Source organism: Companilactobacillus tucceti DSM 20183 (assembly GCF_001434665.1).
Taxonomy (GTDB): Bacteria; Bacillota; Bacilli; order Lactobacillales; family Lactobacillaceae; genus Companilactobacillus; species Companilactobacillus tucceti.
Window position 1 is genome coordinate 22,739 of record NZ_AZDG01000008.1, and the last position, 20,959, is coordinate 43,697.

General features: G+C 33.1%; 18 protein-coding genes and 1 pseudogene. All 19 read left to right on the plus strand.

Annotation, left to right across the window (positions count from 1 at the left end; translation table 11 throughout):
- Positions 1-92: 92 nt before the first annotated feature.
- Positions 93-275, plus strand: a complete 183-nt coding sequence (gene rpsU / locus FC72_RS04765; protein WP_057765315.1) for a 30S ribosomal protein S21 — start codon at positions 93-95, stop codon at positions 273-275.
- Between the two features lie 99 nt (positions 276-374).
- On the plus strand, positions 375-1,349 hold the full coding sequence (locus tag FC72_RS04770) for a PhoH family protein (RefSeq protein WP_057765317.1): 975 nt from the start codon (positions 375-377) through the stop codon (positions 1,347-1,349).
- A gap of 16 nt (positions 1,350-1,365) precedes the next feature.
- A complete protein-coding gene (ybeY, locus tag FC72_RS04775) occupies positions 1,366-1,836 on the plus strand; it encodes an rRNA maturation RNase YbeY (RefSeq protein ID WP_057765319.1) in 471 nt (156 codons plus the stop codon).
- 17 nt (positions 1,837-1,853) lie between these two features.
- The gene (locus tag FC72_RS04780; RefSeq protein WP_083480752.1) at positions 1,854-2,249 is read left to right on the plus strand and encodes a cytidine deaminase; all 396 of its coding nucleotides are present in this window, start codon (positions 1,854-1,856) and stop codon (positions 2,247-2,249) included.
- Position 2,250: 1 nt separating this feature from the next.
- The gene (gene era / locus FC72_RS04785; protein WP_057765321.1) at positions 2,251-3,159 is read left to right on the plus strand and encodes a GTPase Era; all 909 of its coding nucleotides are present in this window, start codon (positions 2,251-2,253) and stop codon (positions 3,157-3,159) included.
- Positions 3,159-3,914: a DNA repair protein RecO gene (gene recO / locus FC72_RS04790; protein WP_057765323.1), complete on the plus strand. Its 756-nt coding sequence runs from the start codon at positions 3,159-3,161 to the stop codon at positions 3,912-3,914. The genes era and recO overlap by 1 nt, the downstream gene beginning before the upstream one ends.
- Before the next feature lie 221 nt (positions 3,915-4,135).
- On the plus strand, positions 4,136-5,044 hold the full coding sequence (glyQ, locus tag FC72_RS04795) for a glycine--tRNA ligase subunit alpha (protein WP_057765326.1): 909 nt from the start codon (positions 4,136-4,138) through the stop codon (positions 5,042-5,044).
- Positions 5,037-7,103: a glycine--tRNA ligase subunit beta gene (gene glyS, locus FC72_RS04800; RefSeq protein ID WP_057765328.1), complete on the plus strand. Its 2,067-nt coding sequence runs from the start codon at positions 5,037-5,039 to the stop codon at positions 7,101-7,103. The genes glyQ and glyS overlap by 8 nt, the downstream gene beginning before the upstream one ends.
- Before the next feature lie 81 nt (positions 7,104-7,184).
- Entirely contained in the window at positions 7,185-9,005 is a 1,821-nt protein-coding gene (gene dnaG, locus FC72_RS04805; RefSeq protein WP_057765329.1) for a DNA primase, read from the plus strand.
- A 21-nt stretch (positions 9,006-9,026) separates the two neighbouring features.
- Positions 9,027-10,139 (plus strand): RNA polymerase sigma factor RpoD, encoded by a 1,113-nt coding sequence (gene rpoD / locus FC72_RS04810; RefSeq protein WP_057765331.1) that lies wholly within the window; start codon positions 9,027-9,029, stop codon positions 10,137-10,139.
- A 125-nt stretch (positions 10,140-10,264) separates the two neighbouring features.
- A pseudogene (locus tag FC72_RS04815) lies at positions 10,265-11,461 on the plus strand (class I SAM-dependent methyltransferase).
- Between the two features lie 9 nt (positions 11,462-11,470).
- Positions 11,471-12,160 carry a tRNA (adenine(22)-N(1))-methyltransferase gene (locus tag FC72_RS04820; protein WP_057765333.1) on the plus strand — a complete coding sequence of 230 codons (690 nt, stop codon included), beginning with the start codon at positions 11,471-11,473 and terminating at the stop codon, positions 12,158-12,160.
- A complete protein-coding gene (locus tag FC72_RS04825) occupies positions 12,160-12,951 on the plus strand; it encodes a Nif3-like dinuclear metal center hexameric protein (RefSeq protein ID WP_057765335.1) in 792 nt (263 codons plus the stop codon). Before FC72_RS04820 ends, FC72_RS04825 begins: the two co-directional genes overlap by 1 nt.
- A gap of 12 nt (positions 12,952-12,963) precedes the next feature.
- On the plus strand, positions 12,964-14,208 hold the full coding sequence (gene pepT, locus FC72_RS04830) for a peptidase T (protein ID WP_057765337.1): 1,245 nt from the start codon (positions 12,964-12,966) through the stop codon (positions 14,206-14,208).
- A gap of 144 nt (positions 14,209-14,352) precedes the next feature.
- A complete protein-coding gene (locus tag FC72_RS04835) occupies positions 14,353-16,707 on the plus strand; it encodes an L-type lectin family protein (RefSeq protein WP_057765339.1) in 2,355 nt (784 codons plus the stop codon).
- A gap of 188 nt (positions 16,708-16,895) precedes the next feature.
- Positions 16,896-18,248, plus strand: a complete 1,353-nt coding sequence (locus FC72_RS04840; RefSeq protein WP_057765341.1) for a hypothetical protein — start codon at positions 16,896-16,898, stop codon at positions 18,246-18,248.
- A gap of 9 nt (positions 18,249-18,257) precedes the next feature.
- Complete coding sequence (locus FC72_RS04845) at positions 18,258-19,631, plus strand: hypothetical protein (RefSeq protein ID WP_057765343.1); 1,374 nt, start codon at positions 18,258-18,260, stop codon at positions 19,629-19,631.
- Positions 19,632-19,905: 274 nt separating this feature from the next.
- A complete protein-coding gene (locus tag FC72_RS11075; RefSeq protein ID WP_268871655.1) occupies positions 19,906-20,040 on the plus strand; it encodes a hypothetical protein in 135 nt (44 codons plus the stop codon).
- Between the two features lie 72 nt (positions 20,041-20,112).
- Positions 20,113-20,959, plus strand: an 847-nt coding sequence (locus FC72_RS10750; RefSeq protein ID WP_201781796.1) for a MucBP domain-containing protein, incomplete at its 3' end; no start/stop codon positions are given.

Consider the following 20,959-nt stretch of genomic DNA (forward strand, 5'->3'; position numbering starts at 1 on the left):
TTTGAACATTACCTTCTTTTTGTTATAATAACATATGAACTGTGAAAGAAATAGACAGTTACGCTTTAAATCGGAAGGAGGGATATCATAATATGTCAAAAACAGTCGTTCGTGAAAATGAATCGCTAGATGATGCTCTTCGTCGTTTTAAACGCTCTGTCTCAAAAAGTGGTACACTTCAAGAATATCGTAAGAGAGAATTTTACGAAAAGCCAAGTGTAAAGAAAAAGCTTAAGTCAGAAGCTGCTCGTAAACGCAACAAGAAACGTCGTTAATATAAAGAAAGGGTTAAAACATTATATGTTTTAACCTTTTTTTTATAAGTTTTTTACATTCTTGTGCTATCATTCAAGATAATAGGAGGGTGTGTGTTATTGACAGAAAATAGCGAACAAGTTAAGCAAAACATTACTATTAGAAACCAACAAGATGCCGCAAATATATTTGGTATCAATGATAGCAATTTAACACTTATTGAAGAAGGTATGAATGTCAAAATACATGCCTTTGGCGATCAGTTAGATGTTACTGGTGACGAAGACGACGTAAATAAGACTATTACTTTTTTACGGATCCTTATCAAGTTATCAGGTAATAAGATCAGTATAGGTGCCCCTGATGTCGTTAGTGGGTTAAAAATGATCGAGCGTGGAACTTTAGATTATTTTGAGGACCTCTATAAAGATGAATTGATCAAAGATTATGGTGGTAAACCAGTTAGAGTTAGAAACTTTGGTCAGAGACAATATATCAATGCAATTAAGCACAATGATATAACTTTTGGTATTGGACCAGCGGGTACAGGTAAAACTTACCTAGCAGTCGTTATGGCCGTAGCAGCTCTAAAAAAGGGAACAGTTAAAAGAATTATCTTAACTAGACCAGCTGTAGAAGCTGGAGAAAGTTTAGGATTTTTGCCAGGTGATTTAAAAGAAAAAGTTGATCCATATATGCGTCCAATTTATGATGCTTTATATGCTATTTTGGGTACAGAACATACTGGCCGTTTATTAGAGCGAGGGGTCATCGAAGTTGCTCCATTGGCTTATATGAGAGGTCGTACTTTAGATGAAGCATTTGTCATATTAGATGAAGCTCAAAATACAACTCAAGAACAAATGAAGATGTTTCTTACTAGACTAGGTTTTGGTTCAACAATGATAGTTAATGGTGATATTTCTCAGATCGATTTACCTAGAAATGCTAAAAGTGGTTTAGTTCAAGCAAAGAAAATCTTAAATAATTTACCACATATTGGGTTTATCAACTTTACTTCAGCCGACGTTGTAAGACATCCAGTCGTGGCTGAAATTATTGATGCCTATGACGAAACAGATAAAACAGAATAATGATACGGGGATAAAAATGGATTTAGAAATTTTTAATGATGATAAATTAATTGATGAAAAACGTGAAAATTGGGTAAAAGACTTAGTTAAATTTACTTTTAATGATTTGGAATTAAAAGATAGTACAGAGCTTTCAATTCATTTCGTAACTAAAGATAAGATTCATGAAATAAATAAAGAGTACCGTGATGTTGATCGTGCAACTGATGTTATTAGCTTTGCTATTAATGATGGTGAGGATTCATTAGATTACATTGAGAGCCAGATCCCAGACCTACCTGTTGATTTAGGTGATTTATTTATTAGTGTTGAAATTGTAGATGAACATGCTAAGGACTATGGGCATTCTTTTGATCGTGAACTTGGATACACTATCGTTCATGGTATTTTGCATCTTAATGGTTATGACCACATCAAACCAGAAGATGAAAAAGTTATGATTGGATTACAAGAAAAGATTCTTAGTGCCTATGGCCTAGAAAAATAAGGAGTCTACTATTGGAAATTAACGAAAAAGAGTTATTCGATGTTGCAATAAAAGCAATGGAAAATGCCTATACACCTTATTCTCATTATCACGTTGGAGCTGCATTGGTGGCTGACAATGGTAAAATTTATTCAGGTGTTAATATAGAAAATGCTTCGTATGGACTCACAAATTGTGCTGAGAGAACGGCTATTTTTAAAGCAGTTTCTGAAGGTGTGCGTTCAATTGAAGCAATCATTGTTGTTAATGGAACTAAAGAAATGTCTAAACCTTGCGGAGCATGTCGACAGGTTATGAGTGAATTTATGGGCGGATCAGCACCCGTGTTTCTTTCAAATAATAGTAATGATTTTAAAGAATTTAAATTTAAAGAAATTTTGCCGCTAGCATTTAGCGATAAGGATATGGATTAATATGGATAAAAATTTTCGTTCAGGTTTTGTAGCAATAATTGGTCGTCCTAATGTAGGAAAATCAACTTTTATGAATCGTATCATCAAAGAACAAATAGCAATAACATCACCAAAAGCTCAGACAACTAGAAATAAAATTCAAGGAATCTATACATATGATGAACGTCAAATCATCTTTTTGGATACACCAGGTATTCATAAACCACATAATGGATTAGATCAATATATGGATAAGGCAGCTGTTTCGGCATTAAAGGAAGTAGACGCTGTATTATTTATGACGGAAGCCGGTCAGAGTGCGGGACCTGGTGATAAATTTATAATTGAAGAATTGAAGAAAGTAAAAGCACCTGTCTTTTTGATTCTTAATAAAATCGATTTGATCAATCCTGATGAAATGGCTCCACAAATCAATGAATATAAAGATTTATTAGATTTCGCTGAAGTTATTCCAATTTCAGCTACTAATGGGAATAATGTTGAAGACTTAATTGACTCACTAACAAAAGCGTTGCCAGTAGGACCTCAATATTATGATGATGATCAAATTACAGATCATCCTGAATATTTTGTTGTTGGAGAATTGATTCGTGAAAAGATTTTGGAAGATACTCGTGATGAAATTCCTCATTCAGTTGCCGTAATCGTCGATTCGATGAATCAGCGTAGTGAAACAGGTAAGCTTCAAGTAGAAGCTACTATTTATGTGGAACGAGATACCCAAAAGAAAATCGTTATTGGTAAAGGTGCCAGCATGTTAAAGAATATTGGTATCGGATCTCGTATAAAGATTGAACATTTATTAGGTGAAAAGATAAATCTAAAACTTTGGGTAAAAGTTAAAAAGAATTGGCGTGACGATGCATTATTCTTATCACGTGCAGGATATTCGGTTAAGGATATTAACTAATGAAGTTTCCATCTAACTTTTTTGGTATTGTCGTTAAACGTCAACGTTATCGTGAAAAAGATGCGTTGGTGACGATTATTACTAAAGAATATGGTTTTAAAACTTTTTTAGTTAGAGGTACTCAAGGTCCTAAGTCTAAAATATCTGGTTCTGTCATACCTTTCTCATATGGAGATTACACAGGTTTAATCAAAGATGAAGGTCTATCATATTTAAATTCAGCAAGTAATGTAAAACAGTTTGACGAAATAATTCAAGATATTGAGTTAAATGCATATGCTACATTTTTATTTGACTTAATGTCCAACGCTTTTTTGAACGAAGTTATTCCGGAAGATTGGTATAAAGATTTTTTTAAGGCTTTACTTTATATTGATAACGGATATGATGCTCAAATAGTTGTAAATATATTGCAAATGCATTTATTGAAAGTGTTTGGTGTTGAGCCCAACATGGATTCTTGTGTAGTTGGTGGAGAAAAAACAGGACGTTTTGATTTCTCGGTTATTTTAGGTGGGTTGTTGTGTTCGAAGCACTTTAATCAGGATGTTCATCGTTTACATTTATCAGAAAAAACAATCTATTTTTTAAGATTGTTTAGTAAAATTTCTCTAAATCAAATTAGCAGTATCAATCTCAAAGAAAGCAATAAAGATTTGATTCAGCACGCAATAGATTCTATTTATATAGGATCAGTTGGATCTTATCCTAAAAGTAAAACTTTTATTGATAATATGCATACATGGCATATTTAGAGAATTGACATTTTTTGCAAAAATGGTTATTATTTAAATTATAAAACAGCGACACGGGGCAGTGAAAGCCGTGATAATTCTATGGTGAATCAAACTTAATTTTTATATAAAAGTGCAGGACTTATGTCCTGAATAAGGGTGGAACCGCGATCAATCGTCCCTTGCATGTATTTAGTATACCTGCAAGGGCTTTTTTTGCGTCTATCTGAGAGGAGAAAGTAATGGATAAGAAATTAGATGTACAAAATATGATTTTGACATTGCAAAGTTTTTGGAGTGAAAAGGGTTGTATGTTGATGCAAGCCTACGATACTGAAAAAGGTGCTGGAACAATGAGTCCTTATACCTTTTTGAGAGCTATCGGACCTGAACCTTGGAATGCTGCATATGTTGAACCATCAAGACGTCCAGCAGATGGCCGTTATGGTGAAAACCCTAACCGTTTGTATCAACATCATCAATTTCAAGTTGTAATGAAACCAGCTCCAGAAGATATTCAAGAATATTATTTGGATTCTTTGCGTGCGTTAGGAATTGAACCATTAGAACATGATATTCGTTTCGTTGAAGATAACTGGGAGAACCCCTCAATGGGTTGTGCCGGTGTTGGTTGGGAAGTTTGGCTTGATGGTATGGAAGTTACTCAATTTACTTATTTCCAACAAGTAGGCGGTCTACAAGTTCATCCTGTAACAAGTGAAATCACATATGGTGTTGAACGTCTAGCCTCATATATTCAAGATGTTAACTCAGTTTACGATCTTGAATGGGGAGATGGAGTATTGTACGGTGATATCTTCAAAGAACCAGAATATGAACATTCTAAATACTCATTTGAAGAAAGTAATCAAGATATGCTATTCAATTTCTTTAATGAATATGAAAAAGAAGCTAACCGTTTAATGGATCTAGGTTTAGTTCATCCCGCATATGATTATATTTTGAAATGTAGTCATACATTTAACTTGCTAGATGCAAGGGGAGCTGTTTCTGTCACTGAAAGAGCAGCATACTTATCCAGAATTAGAAGAATGGCCCACAAAGTTGCCAAGGCTTTTGTTGAAGAACGTAAGAAATTAGGTTTCCCATTGTTGGCAAACAGTGAAGCAAAGGAGAAAGAAAATGACTAAAAATTACTTATTAGAAATTGGGCTAGAAGAGATGCCTGCTCATGTTGTTACTAAGAGTGAGAATCAATTAGCACAAAAAGCAGCTAAATTTTTAAAAGATAATCGTTTATCTTTCTCTACAATTGAAAAGTATTCAACTCCAAGACGTTTAGCAATTTTGATTAAGGATATTGCTGAGAAACAAGACGATATTGACGTTAAAGCAAAAGGACCTGCCAAAAAGATTGCTCAAGATGCTGATGGAAATTGGACTAAAGCAGCTCAAGGATTTGCTCGTGGACAAGGAATGTCAGTTGATGATATTTTCTTTGAAGAATTAAAGGGTGTTGAATATGTTTATATCCAAAAACATGAAGCAGGAAAAACTGCTGAAGAGATTTTAGGAAATATAACAGAAGTTATTGAATCACTTACATTTCCAACAAGAATGCGTTGGGGATCATATGATTTTGAATACATTCGTCCAATTCATTGGTTAGTTTCATTACTTGGAAATGAAGAAGTTCCTTTGAAGATTTTAGATGTTGAATCAGGACGTATCAGTAGAGGACATCGTTTCTTGGGTGAAGATGTAGAGATCGATAACGCTGATAATTATGTTGAAAAGTTACGTTCACAATTTGTGATCGTTGATGCTAAAGAACGTAAAAACATCATCAGTGATCAAATTAAAAAGATTGCTAATGATAATAATTGGATAATTGATATTGATAGTGACCTTCTTGAAGAAGTTAATAATCTTGTTGAATATCCAACAACATTCTATGGCTCATTTGATAAAAAGTATCTTGAAATACCAGAAGAAGTATTGATTACTTCTATGAAAGATAATCAAAGATATTTCTATGTTAGAAACCAAGCTGGAAAACTAGAGCCAGATTTCATTGGTGTAAGAAACGGTAATTCAGAACATATTGAGAATGTTATTCAAGGTAATGAAAAAGTTTTAGTTGCTCGACTTGAAGATGCAGATTTCTTCTTTAAAGAAGATCAAAAGAAAACAATTGATGATTACGTTGAAAAGCTTAAATCAGTTAACTTCCACGTTAAAATCGGTACAATGTTTGAAAAAATGCAACGAGTTCATGCAATTTCAGAACATTTGGCTAAATTGTTTAATTTAAACGAACAAGAAACAAAAGATTTACTACGTGCTAGTGATATTTATAAGTTTGACCTAGTTACAAATATGGTTGACGAATTCCCAGAATTACAAGGTACTATGGGTGAAAAATACGCTACTATAATGGGAGAAACTGATGGAGTAGCTAAAGCAATTAGCGAACACTATATGCCAATCTCTGCTGAAGGAGATCTTCCAAAGACAAAAGTTGGAGCTACTTTAGCACTTGCTGATAAGATTGATTCTTTGAAGACATTCTTTGCAGTTGATCTTATCCCTAGTGGTTCAAATGATCCTTATGCTTTGAGAAGACAGGCCTATGGTGTTGTTAGAATTTTAGATCAAAATCAATGGTCATTAAATCTTAATGATATTCAAGCATTCCTTTCAGGACTAGATGTTAAAGAAGGACTTGATCTATCTAAGAACCAAACAGAATTTACTGACTTTATGATTGATCGTGTTCGTCAATTATTAAATACTTCAGATATTAGAAATGATGTTATCGATGCTGTTAGTGAAGGTTCAAATGTTGATCCAATTGCTATGATAAATGTTGCCAAAGTTTTACAAAATCATGTTGAGGATGATGACTTCAAGCAAGTAATCGAAGCATTAAGTAGAATCGTTAATCTATCACAAAAAGCTGACTTTAAGTTTAGTGAAGAATTAACAGTCAACTCTGAATTATTTGAAAATCCATCTGAAAGTAAATTAAATGAATCAATTGATTCTATAAGCAAATCTGATACTAGTGATGCTGAAAAGTTGTATACTGCATTAGCTAGTTTGAAACCAGTTATCGACAGTTACTTTGATGAAAATATGATTATGGATAAAAATGAAGCAGTAAAGACAAATCGTCTTACTCAATTAGTGATTGCAAACCATTTAATTGCAAAATTAGGAAATCTATCTAAAATTGTAGTTAAGTAGTTATATTATTTGTATTTTATAAATCCATGTGTTAACCTATAGTTTACTGTTTTTATAAACATTTTTGAGGAGGTGACAGCCATGGCAACTCGAATTCCACAGGAATTTATAGATGAAGTTACCTCGAAGACAAATATAGTCGATGTTATAAGTAAATACGTTCAACTTAAGAAAGCAGGAAAAAACTTTGTAGGTTTATGTCCATTTCATGAGGAAAGAACGCCTTCGTTTACCGTTACCGAAGAAAAACAATTCTTTCATTGCTTTAGTTGCGGTCGAGGAGGAAATGTTTATAAATTTATTATGGAAATGGAAAGCAAATCCTTCCCAGAATCTGTAATTGAAGTGGCTAAAATGGGGAATATTCCTATTCCTGATAGCTACCAAACCGAAAATACAAATTACCAAAATTCAGATAGTAGAACTTTACTGAAAATGTACGAGGAAACTGCAAAGTTATACAGCCATATTTTGCTAAAAACAGAAAATGGAAGTAAAGCTTTAAAGTATCTAAACAATCGTGATATTGATAAAAATTTGATAGAAACTTTTAATTTAGGATATGCTCCTAATAATTCAGATTTATTACTTCAATTTTTCAGAGACAGAGACATTTCAGAAGATATTCTGAAAAAGTCTGGATTATTTGCTGAAAATCAGCAAGGACAATTATTCGACCGTTTCAGGGATCGAATGATGGTTCCCATAACTGATGAGGCTGGTAATATTGTTGCATTTTCAGGTAGAATTTTAGATAAAGATGCTAGTACGGCTAAGTATTTAAATAGTCCTGAAACAGAGATTTTCAGTAAGAGTAAGGTTCTCTTTAACTTAAGTAATGCTAAAAAGAGTATTAGAGATAATCAGAATGTCATCTTATTTGAAGGTTTCATGGATGTTTTAAGTGCTTATAAGTCTGGTGTAACTAATGGTGTCGCCTCAATGGGTACTAGTTTGACCGATCAGCAGCTTTATACTTTAAGTAGACTGACTAATCAAATTAATATTTGTTATGATGGCGATGATCCTGGTGTTGAAGCAACTTATCGAGCGTTAACACAGCTTAATGATGATCGCTTTACGTACGGAGTTATTAGTGTTCCTGATAAAAAGGATCCAGATGAATATATTCGTAGTGAAGGATCAGAGAAGTTTAGAAATTTAGTCAAAAATGGTGTTCAAACGCCAATATCATTTATACTTAATTATTTCCGCAGACATTATAATCTCAACAATGAACATGACCAGCTAGAGTTTTTGAATCAATCTCTTCAAGAAATCGTTAAATTGGATTCTCCAGTTGAAGTTGATATGTACGTTGGTCGTGTTGCTGATGAAATGAATGTTTCAAAAGAGTCTATTAATAAAGAATTAGATGCTTTGAGACGAAGTAATGCAATTAAGGCACCGGCCAATAATAATGATAATGTAAAAAGAGAATCATTAATAAGGTCAACAGCATCGGCTGAAACAACCAAGTTCAATCGAATTGAGATGTCTGAACGTTGCTTACTTTATTGGACGATCAACTTCCCGGAATTGAAAGCTAATCTTAAAGGAAATGATTTTCATTTTGTTCATGATAAATATCAAAAGATGTATGAAGCACTTTTAGCATTTGGTGATATTGATAATAATGTGCAAATGTCTGACTTTACGAATGGTTTAGATGATAACAGTAAAAACTTATTGGCTGAATTAGTAATGATGAAGATGCCTGAAGAATATTCGGAACAGGAAATTGATGATTATATTAGTAATGTCAATAATTCTGGTCTGGAAGATAAGGTATCTAATATCAATCAACAACTTAAACAAGCTGCAATGGTAGGTGACGATAAATTACAATTAGAGCTAACAAAGCAATTAATTAATTTAAGAAAATTGTTAACTAGTAATTAGAAGCATACTGGAGGAAAATACATGGCAACTAAAAAAACAACAGTATCAAAAGAGCTTAAAAATGCTACAAAAAAGCTTGTTAAAGATTTAAAGAAAACTGGTAAGATCACAGAAACTGACTTAACAGAAAAAATCATTACTCCATATAAACTTAAGGGTGATGCCCTTAATACATTTATCGAAGAACTAGAAGACCAAGGTATTGGTGTTGTTGATGATAAAGGTAATCCAAGTAAACTTTCACTTCTAAAAGAAGAAAAGAGTGCTAAGAAAACTAAAAAAGAAACTCCAGCTCCAACAGATATTAAGGTAAACGATCCAGTTCGTATGTACTTAAAGGAAATTGGACGTGTTCCTTTGTTGAACGCTCAACAAGAAGTTGATTTAGCATTGAAAATCGAACAAGGTGATGAAGAAGCTAAGCAAAGGCTTGCTGAAGCTAACCTACGTTTGGTTGTTTCTATTGCTAAGCGTTATGTTGGACGTGGTATGCAATTTCTTGATTTGATTCAAGAAGGAAATATGGGTCTGATGAAGGCCGTTGAAAAATTTGATTACCGTCTAGGATTCAAGTTTTCTACATATGCAACCTGGTGGATCAGACAGGCTATTACGCGTGCTATTGCTGACCAAGCTAGAACAATTCGTATCCCTGTTCATATGGTTGAAACTATCAACAAATTGATCAGAATTCAACGTCAATTACTTCAAGATCTTGGTCGTGAGCCATTACCTGAAGAAATTGGTGCAGAAATGGATATGGCAACTGGTAAGGTTAGAGATATTCTAAAAATTGCTCAAGAACCTGTATCATTGGAAACTCCTATTGGTGAAGAGGATGACTCTCATCTTGGTGATTTCATTGAGGATTCTGACGCAACAAGTCCTGAAGACCATGCATCTTATGAATTGTTAAAAGAACAACTAGAAAATGTTCTGGACACATTAACAGATCGTGAAGAAAATGTACTTCGTTTACGTTTTGGTTTAGATGATGGAAGAACAAGAACCCTTGAAGAAGTTGGTAAAGTATTTGGTGTTACTCGTGAGAGAATTCGTCAAATTGAAGCCAAAGCTTTAAGAAAGTTACGTCATCCATCAAGATCAAAACAATTAAAAGACTTTTTGGAATAAAACTAAGAAAAGAACAGTATATAAATTGCTGTTCTTTTTATTTTTTCTAAAATATTTAAGTTAAATTGTTATGTTTTTTCACAAGTTGCGTTAACATTAATATATCTACTTTTTGGAGGGTTTATATGCTAGATAGAAAGATTTATGACGAGATTTTTTCACATTCATTCACAATACCTATTAAGGTTATTTTTTGGGATGGAAAAGAAAAAAACTATGGACCAGAAGGAAAGTCTGACATAACGATTAAGTTCAACAAGAAAATTCCAATTTCCGAAGTTGTTAAACATGCCACACTTACTTTAGGTGAAGCCTATATGGATAAGGATATTGAAATCGAAGGTTCGATTCAAAAGCTTATTACATCTGCTTACACACAATCAGATAGTTTTATGTCGAGTAGCAAATTAAAGAAAATTGTTCCTAAATTTAGTCATAGTGAAGAAAATAATAAAAAATAAATTCAAGAGCATTATGATATTGGTAATGACTTTTACAAATTATGGCTTGATAAAACAATGACATATTCATGTGCATACTTCCGTACTCCAGAGGATACCTTAGAACAAGCACAAATGAATAAAGTTCATCATATTTTAAATAAATTGAACTCAAAACCTGGCGAAAGCATTATTGATATTGGCTGTGGATGGGGAACAATGATGTTCACTGCAGCTAAAGAATATGGTCTAAAAGCTAAGGGTGTTACATTGAGCCAAGAACAATATGACTATGTTAAAAATAAGATCGAAGAAGAAAATCTAACTGATCAAATGGAAGTTATTCTTGAGGATTACCGTGAAATTGATGAAAAATTTGATCATGTAGTTTCAGTCGGTATGTTTGAGCATGTTGGTGAAAAACACCTTGAGGGTTACTTTAAGACAGTTAAGAAGATGCTTAAACCAAACGGTAGTGCATTGATCCATGGTATTACAGGTCAACATGAAGGATTGGGTGTTGATCCATGGCTAGTTAAATATATTTTCCCAGGTGGCTATATTCCTGATATTAAAGAAAACATTGGTCACATCATGGATGCAAAATTACAAATTGATGATTTAGAGCCACTACGTCGCCATTATCAAAAAACTGTTGAAATCTGGCGTCATAATTTCTTGAAGGTTGAAGATAAAGTTAAAGAAATGTACGGCGAAAGATTTGTACGTATGTGGGACCTCTATCTTCAAGGTTGTGCTGCTTCATTTGAAAGTGGTAATATCGATGTGATTCAATATCTATTAACAAATGGACCAAGTGGTACAGAAATGCCAATGACACGTGAATATATGACAGACTTAGATCGTAAGACTGCAGAATAGAGGTTTAATTTGACTTTACTATCAAACAGACTGCAAGCCGTAGCTAAAATGGTTGATACTAATGCTAGAGTGGCAGATATAGGTTCTGACCACGCTTATTTGCCAGTGGAATTAATTGAAGATAAAAGAATTGATTATGCAATTGCTGGAGAAGTAGCACCAGGACCAATGTCTCGTTCTAAAGCAGATATTGATAAATTTGGCTTAAGTGAGAAAATTGATGTTCGTTTAGGTGATGGTTTAGCCGTTATTAACTCAGCGGATAAAATAGATACTGTTGTTATTGCAGGTATGGGAGGAATCCTTATCTGTGATATTTTGACACGGGCAACTAAAGAACAATTATCAAATGTAAATACTTTAATATTACAGCCAAATATTGGAGAACCTCTGGTAAGACATTGGTTGGTCGATAATGGTTTTGAAATAGTTGATGAAAATATTTTAGAAGATGAGCATCATGATTATGAGATCATTAAAGCTAATAGAACTAAAAATTCTAAAATACTAACTGATGCTCAATACTTAATGGGGCCCGTTTTAATGGAAAGAAGATCTGCTGACTTTCTAAAAAAATGGCAACGAAAATTAGGTGGATATAAAAAGGCAATTGATAATATGCAACATGCCAAGAAAATCGATAATGACAAGATAAATAAAATGCAGCAATACATTAAATATGTTGAGGAGATTTTATAATGGTCAAAGTACAAGATATAATTAATCATGTAGAAGAATTTGCACCATTAGCTATCAAAGAAGATGGAGACCCAACAGGTTTTCAAATTGGGGATCGTAATCAAGAAGTTCATACTATTATGACAACTTTAGACGTTCGTCCTAAAGTTGTAGAAGAAGCTATCGAAAAGAACGTAGATATGATTATGGCACATCATCCCATCATGTTTCATGCAGCAAGAAATCTAGATTTATCATCTCCACAAAATAAGATGTATAGAGATTTGTTATCACATAACATCGCAGTTCATTCAGCACATACTAATATGGATAAAGCCCATGGTGGTATGAATGATTGGTTAATGGAAAAGTTGGAACTAAAAATTGCACGTTACCTTGATCCTAATGATGATTATTCAATTGGACGTATGGGTGATCTACCTGAAGAAATGGATCTATTAGACTTCGCAAAAAAAGTACGAGATACATATAACTTGCCAAATTTGCGTTATGTGAAATCAGAACTTGGAGAACCTGTTAAAAAAGTTGCCATTATTGGTGGGGATGCTGGTAAGTTTTATCCTGAAGTATTAAAAGCCGGTGCTGATACATTTATTACTGGTGACGTTTATTACCATACGGCTCATGATATGATGTCAAATGGATTGAATGTCATTGATCCAGGTCATCATATTGAAGCTATCTTTATAGAAAAAATGGCTCGCTTATTAAATGACTGGAAAAAAGCTAATAAGTGGGATATAAATATTATTGAATCAAAGGTTAATACTGAACCATATAATTTTATTTAGGGAGTGAAAGTCATGGCAGTAAAATATGAAAAGTTGATTCCACGTTTTTTGAGTTATGTTAAGCAAAATACTCGCTCGGATGAAAACTCAACATCTGTTCCATCAACTGAAAGACAAACTATTTTTCTTAATAAATTAGCAGATGAATTAAAGAGCATCGGTTTAAAAGATGTAAAGATAAGTTCTGTTGATTCTTATTTAACAGCAGAACTCCCTTCAAATTTAGACTATGATGTACCTGTTTTGGGATTGATTTCTCACGTTGATACTGCGGACTTTAATTCTGAAAATATTAAGCCTAAAATTGTAGAAAATTATGACGGTGGCGTTATAAAGTTAGATGATGATGGTAAATATACACTTGATCCTAAAGTATTTCCTTCATTAAACAAATATCACGGTCAAACGTTGATCACAACAAGTGGCGATACATTGCTTGGTTCTGATGATAAATCTGGCGTTAGTGAAATAATCACTGCTATGGAATACTTGATAGATCATCCTGAAATTAAGCATGGAAAAGTAAAAATAGGTTTGGGTCCTGATGAAGAAATTGGAACTGGTGCTGATAATTTTGATGTCAAAGACTTTGGTGCAGATTTTGCCTATACAGTTGACGGCGGTCCCGTTGGTCAGCTTGAGTATGAAACTTTTAGTGCTGCGGGATTAAAGGTTTATATTACAGGTAAAGATGTACATCCCGGTTCTGCAAAAGGCATCATGATCAATGCCATAGGTGTTGCTAACGAATTTCAAAATGCATTACCTAGTGATGAAGTTCCAGAAAAAACTTCAGGTCGTGAAGGCTTCTTCCATTTGTTAGAAATTAAAGGTACAGTCGACTCCGCTTATCTTTCATATATTATTCGTGATTTTGAACGTGAAGGATTAGAAGATCGTAAGAATAAAATTAATCAAATTGTTAAGAATTTGAATGATAAGTATGGTGAGGGAACAGTAAAAATTGATATGAAAGATCAGTATTACAATATGGTCGATGTTATCAAAGACCATATGGACGTGGTTAGAATTGCTGAAAGGGCTATGAAGAATCTGAATATTGAACCTGATGAGGAAGCTGTTCGTGGTGGAACAGATGGTTCTAAAATTTCATTTATGGGTCTTTCAACACCAAATATGTTTGCTGGTGGAGAAAATATGCATGGACGTTTTGAATATGTTGCCGAAGAGTCAATGGAAAAAGCAGTCGATGTTATTCTCGAAATTATAAAACTTAACAGTAACGCTGATAAATAAGAGTTTTAAATATAAAAAACGACACTTTAAAAGTGCCGTTTTTTTTATGCTATTTTATAAAATAATCGTATACAAGATGAGATTCATTATTTGATACAATTAATTTGCAAAATTGATTTTTGATAATAGTGAAGGGGATATTTTATGCACGTAGGCGAAAAAAATAAAAAATTGTTGTTTATATTTTTATTATTATTGTCGTTGGTAACGACTAAATTGCTTGATAATAATCATTTAAGTATAAATGCAGCTTCAACAGAGAGGGTTTCGCCTGTGGATGAGCCTCCAGAAGATCCTGACGACTTACATAATGCTTTAGCCACGGCTCCAAGAGGATTGGATATTTCAGATCCAACATTTCAAAGAGGTTTTTTCACTAAAGTAGGATCATCTGAAAATATGAATGCCTCAAAAGTTATCAAAAGGAACGATTCTGATCCAGCTGATAATACGCGCATTTTGAGAGTTACTCATAGAACCTACCAACTAGGTTCTATTTGGAGTAATATAGATCAATCTAATTTTCTTGACATTTCAAAAGACCAAACAATGTCGATGTGGCTTTATTTCGGACGTCCAATAAATCCTGATAATCCAAAGGAAGTAGGGGATGGTATGGCCTTTGTATTGCAGAATGCCCAAGATGATCCAACTAATATTCAAAATCCCCTTGGTGGTATAAGAGCAATATCAAGGTTTAAAGGAAACCCTGCTCCTGGGCAGACTCTAGGTGTTTGGGGTGCTGATATGGACAACGATAAGTCAAATTACGTAAAACCTTATGGCATATTACCAACAGCTATACAAAATAGTTTTGCCATAGAATTCGATACTTTCTTAAACGTTTTGAATAAGTATCAAGATATAAGTGGGGAAGGGGTATCATTTGATTATAGGTTCCCTAGATTTGGTAAGCCAATAAATGGTCAACATATTAATATGGATTATCCTGATGGGACAGAGGCAGATAAGTCATTTGATTCAGATGGACCAGAGACGTATATGCCATTTTCTTCTAGTGATGTTGGTGGTACAAAAAACTATTATATGATGAATCATAATAATTTGGTTGATGGATTAAGTTTAACCGATAGTAAATGGCATCATATGACAGTTAAATTTAATCATTCAACTAGCACTCTTTCTTATACTTTTGACGATAAAGATAATACTACTGGAACGTCAATACCTAATCCTATTAGTAAATCAATAAAATTAGACATGTCTCACTTCAAATTAAGTGGTAATAAATTGAGATGGGGATTTACTGGCTCTACTGGTAAGTATATGGAAAACAACTTGATTGTATTTGAGAGTATACCGTCATTTGTTAGTGCTGATTCCAATACTAAAATAAAAGATAATACTAAAAATAAAGTTTTAACTTCAACTGATAAGCACGTTGATTCAGGCGATGATCTTAGTTTTATATATGATTTGAATTATAAAAATGGTTCTAAAGATTGGTCTGACATTTTAGCTAAGATGAATTTACCAGAACAAGTAACCTTCACTTCTGGTACTATCCATTACGAAGATGGTTCAAGTGAAGTAATTCCTTTAAAAGAATATAGCAACAATCAAGTCAAACATCTTCTAGGTAAATCATTATCTAATAATATGAATCACGCTCAAATTGAATTACATACAACTGTTAACATGGTGGATTCGCAAACTAAAGTACCTTCTACTCACGTGAAGTTTGAGAGTGATAACTTTATTATTGATGATGATAATCAGGACTTTATCATAGATATTCCTGAAATGATGATAAGTGCCAGATCACTAGTTAATATCGATGATTCTTCGATGGATCAAATACCTGATCAAATTCCTATAAATGGGGATGTTTGGTATACAAATGGAAATTCAATCGTTCCAAGTAATGTAACTCTTCATGCAAATATGGGTAGTTATAATAATGAATTTCAATTGACTAAATACAATGGAACAAAAGCAACATTTGATTTTGATATTCCTAAAACTGAATTGATCAAGGGGCAAAATATTTTAACAGTTTATGCTACGGACAATGTTGGACGCCAAACAGGTAAAGTACAAATAGTTTTCACTGTGGCTGGTAACTTAGAGTTTGGTAATTTTGACCGGATGGTTTTTTTTGAAAATGTTAAGCAAAACCAGTCAGATGTATTTATAAAAAGACAAAATGGTTGGCATATGGAAATCATTGATGGTCGTAGTATCGGAAGAAGTTGGACGCTTCAAGCAAAAGCCACTGATTTAATTGATGAAACCAATGGACATAAGTTCAATGGTAATATTGTCTATCGTTGCGCAGATGGATTTGTTCATTCTTTATCGAATTATCAATCGATCTTCTCGAATACAAAAAATATTGAAGATACTCAAAAAATTGACGTAGCAAGCAAATGGACGGACGATAGTGGAATATTGCTTCAGTCAGGAAAAAGCAACTCTCCAGGTGCTTATACAGGGACGATTTTTTGGTCATTAGTAGATGGATTACCTAATTCCTAATACAAGAATATTTTCCTATAAAATTTTAAACGACTTCATATATTAATAATTTTGGTATATACTACGTGTATATGAATAGTAGAATTATAAAAAGACGAATGTAGCTGACATATTTATGTACAGACATGTCACTGCGTTTGTCTTTTTTGTGTTTTTGCTATTGTAATTATTTTTTGAGGGGGGGAAGTATGAGACACAAAAGTTATCTATTAATGTTCATTAGTTTATTATTTTTGTTTTTCGTCGCTGGCTGTAACAATAATTCATCGCACGATTTAAATGAAAATAATTCTAGTGGCAATATAGTAATCAAAGGTCATAACTTCAGAGGATTACATCAGGGTAATGGTACTGTTAAAGATCCTGATTACAAATATTCAATGTATTTTGATAAAGACGGAAGTTTCGTTCAAGATATTATTAGTTCTAAAGGATTCTCTGGAATATTTACCGAAGAGGGTACTTATACGATCGATAAAAATGGGGATGTTACGATGAACATCGATCGTGTGACTGAAGAACGTTTTAATGATGACTCAGATTTAAAAAGGGGAGTTGCACCAGTAAGTATTGTTCAAAGACAAGGTGATACGCTAAATGAAGCCGAGGATCACCTTATTAAAATTGAGAATAAGAAATCTTACTTACTAGGAACCGTAAATAACGTTAAATTGTATCCTACAAATAATCAAACAGTCAGCTATGGTAAGCATTATCGTCGTGAGATGAAGAAATATGACAACACTAATAATAAATTTTCAGATCATGGTTTTAGTTCAAATGGAATGGACACACCGATGAACGCTATTGCATTTAAAGGTAATAAGTTTATCTGGAGATATGTTTATTTAGGTAAGAATGCTGATAAGGATAATGCGGTAATGGCAGTTTTTCAAGGTACATATTCTTATAATTCAAAAAATAAAGTCGTAACTTTGAAAATTGCTGATCAATCTAATTCATATTACGGTAATTTAATGAAACTTAATGGATTTTCATATATTAAGTCAGGCAGTCCATTGGCTGGAAGTAAATTAAAATTAAGATATATTGATAATTCCTTATTGTTTATTAGTAATAAGTTTAAGAGTTGGAAAATGGAAGATAATTATCCAGATGACTCTACTCAAAGCCAGCCTAAGTATGAAGATTATATCAATAGCTATTCCGTAGCTACTTTTAATTCTCAGATGCATAAAGAGGATACTGAAAAATCGTCAGTTAAAAGTAAGTTTCCGACAAAAGAGGATTTTGCTAATTGGGTAACAGATTACTATCAAAATGAACGAGATGAACCAGATTTTAAGGTAAATGATTTATCTGAAGGTGGCAGAGTATCAGTAAGAGATTCATTAGATGGAGATCAAACTGAGAAATCTGTTGTTTATGGTTTGTCCTATTCAATAACTACTGATGATAGCGATGTACCTGATATTGGTAGAGCCGTTTGTATAACTTCCGATGGGAAGATTTATAGCGGTCATTTCAATGTTTTAGATGATGATTTGACGCAAGCATATTCAGATTATAGTAACGATTAAGGGGAATGTATGAGACGTAAAAGAAATCTTTTAATATTTTTTAGCATATTATTTTTATTAATATTAGCGGGATGTAGCAGTAGTAAACCAATTATTAAAGATAGCTCTAATAATTCAAATGGGGATTTAATAATTAAAGGTCACAATTTTAAAGGTATACACCATGGTAAAGGAACTGCGGCAGATCCAGATTATAAGTATTCGATGTTCTTTGGAAAAGATGGTAATTTTGTTCAGGATATAATCAGTTCAAAGGGATTTGCTGGAAGATTTACCGAGAAGGGTACATATACGATTGATAAAAGTGGCGATATTACGATGAATATCGATAGTGTCACAGAAGAAAGATTTAATAGTGACAGTGATTTACAAGATGGAATCGCACCAATAAGTATTGCTCAAAGACAAGGTAATACATTAAATGCTGCAGAAGATCATCCTATTAAAATAGAAAATAAGAAAACTTATCTATTAGGTACAGTAAATAAAGTTAAATTGTATTCAACTGATAAAAAAACAGTAAAATATAACAAACATTATCAAAGTGAAAAAAGAAAATATGATGATGTTTATAATAAGTTTTCAGATCACGGCTTTACATCTAATGGAATGGATACACCAATGAATGCGATTGCATTTAAAAATAGTAAATTTATTTGGAGATATGGATATCAAGATGCCAAATCAACAAGTAAGGATTCTGCTGTAATGGCAGTTTTCCAAGGAACATATTCATATAACTCAAACAATAAAATTATGACTTTAAAAGTAGTCAACCAATCAAATTCTTATTATGGTGATTTGATGAAATTAGGTGGTTTTGAGTATCAAAAATCCGGCAGTCCATTGGCCGGAAATACTATTAAACTAAGATATAGAAATAATACTTTGGCCTTGATAGGCAATGCATTTGATAGTTGGGATATGGAAGATAATTACCCTAATGACGCTACACAAAGCCAACCTAAGTATGATGACTATATTAGTAGTTATTCAGTAGCAGCTTTTGATTCACAAATGCATAAAGGTTCAAGTACTGATAATGGTTCTGGTGGATCAGTCAAAGATGTATTCCCAACTAAAGAAGACTTTGCTGATTGGGTAACAGATTATTATCAAAGCCAAGATGATGAATATTACGAGAACTTTCACGTATTAGAATCAGGGGATGGCGCCACATTACCAGTAACGGATGATAATGGAAACAAGAAGGCTTTGCCGATGGTTTATAGACTCTATTATTCGATTGCTGAAGAAGGAAATGAAATGTCTGATACTGGAAAGAATATTGGTATTTCTTCAGATGGAAAACTTTATAACGGTCATGACATTGTTTTTGATCCTGATTTAACGCAAGCTTATCAGGATTATGCTAATAATTAAAAAAACTGATTTTATCTTTTTAAAAAAGGTAAAATCAGTTTTTTTACATTAAATTGTTATTATTCATTTTTTTGAAAATTTTTATTGGATATTTGTTTAATTGTTGTCTTGTAAGGGTCTTCATTTATCAACTACTATGCATTATACTAGAATGTATACAGAGAAAGTTAGATGAAAAGTACGTATGACATTGAGAATATATTAGTTGTGTGTGGGTCGTATATACAATTTGTTTAAATTTTTCAAATTTTTTATTGAGGGGACGAAAATACATATGGATTTTAAGAGAAAACGTCTAGAAAAAGCATTAGAGGAGAAAACTTATCGTGTTAAGTTAGTACATGGTAAGAAAGGTTGGTTAGCCGTTGGGTTAACATTTGTAACCTTATTTGGTATATCAATTTTTTGACAAAAGACAGTTGATGCATCAGCAGTTAATAATGTTGCTGTAGTTAACGCAAAATCAGGTAGTTCAATTCATTTGTGGAATGACGTAACTACAAATAAGATACATAGATCTGATAGAGGATTACAAAGTGGAACATCTTGGAAGACAGCCAAAGCCGTTATCGGTGTTGATGGCAATACCTATGTCCAAGTAAGTACTAATGAATACGCTAATATCAACCAAATGGATCTTCAAAATGAAACATCTAAACAAGACTTGAGTGGTGTTGTTCATGTTGGTAACAATACTCAACTTTACAGTAATCCATTGGAAGGTGCTAAACCGATTTCTAACCGTGCTTTAGCAGCCAATACTGATTGGAAGACAGATGGTAAAGTGACAGTTAATGGTGTTACATACTATCGAGTTTCAACTGACGAATGGGTCAAAGCAGAGGACTCAAACTTAATTTCTGAAACATCACGTTCCGATAAAACTTATATAGCAAATGATCCAGATGCTGAGCCATTGCCGGATACTGATACAGATACGGATAATAACAATAATGGTTCTGGTGATAATAATGGTGGTGGTACTACTACTCCGACAGAAACAAAAGCACCAGTAACAATCAAATATGTAGACGACCAAGGTAAAACTATTGCTTCAGCACCTGATAAAACAACAGAAGGAACAGTAGGTCAAACATATACGCTAACAGATGCAGATAAAACAGTTGAAGGATATACATATGTATCAGCTGACAATGATGGAAAAGAAATCACAAAAGATGGACTAACAATCACTGTTACATTAAAAGCAGATACTCCCGAAGTAACAACAGCAGATGTAACATTACATTATACAGATGAAAATGGAGCTACAATTGATGGATTATCTGACAAGAAAGTTAGTGGAGATATAGGTAAAACATATACAC

What these genes read in the sequence shown, in the direction of transcription:
- rpsU (WP_057765315.1), top strand. Translation starts at nt 93, where the DNA reads ATGTCAAAAACAGTCGTTCGTGAAAATGAATCGCTAGATGATGCTCTT.
- glyS (WP_057765328.1), top strand. Translation starts at nt 5,037, where the DNA reads ATGACTAAAAATTACTTATTAGAAATTGGGCTAGAAGAGATGCCTGCT.
- ybeY (WP_057765319.1), top strand. Translation starts at nt 1,366, where the DNA reads ATGGATTTAGAAATTTTTAATGATGATAAATTAATTGATGAAAAACGT.
- recO (WP_057765323.1), top strand. Translation starts at nt 3,159, where the DNA reads ATGAAGTTTCCATCTAACTTTTTTGGTATTGTCGTTAAACGTCAACGT.
- era (WP_057765321.1), top strand. Translation starts at nt 2,251, where the DNA reads ATGGATAAAAATTTTCGTTCAGGTTTTGTAGCAATAATTGGTCGTCCT.
- FC72_RS04825 (WP_057765335.1), top strand. Translation starts at nt 12,160, where the DNA reads ATGGTCAAAGTACAAGATATAATTAATCATGTAGAAGAATTTGCACCA.
- FC72_RS04845 (WP_057765343.1), top strand. Translation starts at nt 18,258, where the DNA reads ATGAGACGTAAAAGAAATCTTTTAATATTTTTTAGCATATTATTTTTA.
- dnaG (WP_057765329.1), top strand. Translation starts at nt 7,185, where the DNA reads ATGGCAACTCGAATTCCACAGGAATTTATAGATGAAGTTACCTCGAAG.
- FC72_RS04835 (WP_057765339.1), top strand. Translation starts at nt 14,353, where the DNA reads ATGCACGTAGGCGAAAAAAATAAAAAATTGTTGTTTATATTTTTATTA.
- FC72_RS11075 (WP_268871655.1), top strand. Translation starts at nt 19,906, where the DNA reads ATGGATTTTAAGAGAAAACGTCTAGAAAAAGCATTAGAGGAGAAAACT.
- glyQ (WP_057765326.1), top strand. Translation starts at nt 4,136, where the DNA reads ATGGATAAGAAATTAGATGTACAAAATATGATTTTGACATTGCAAAGT.
- pepT (WP_057765337.1), top strand. Translation starts at nt 12,964, where the DNA reads ATGGCAGTAAAATATGAAAAGTTGATTCCACGTTTTTTGAGTTATGTT.
- rpoD (WP_057765331.1), top strand. Translation starts at nt 9,027, where the DNA reads ATGGCAACTAAAAAAACAACAGTATCAAAAGAGCTTAAAAATGCTACA.
- FC72_RS04840 (WP_057765341.1), top strand. Translation starts at nt 16,896, where the DNA reads ATGAGACACAAAAGTTATCTATTAATGTTCATTAGTTTATTATTTTTG.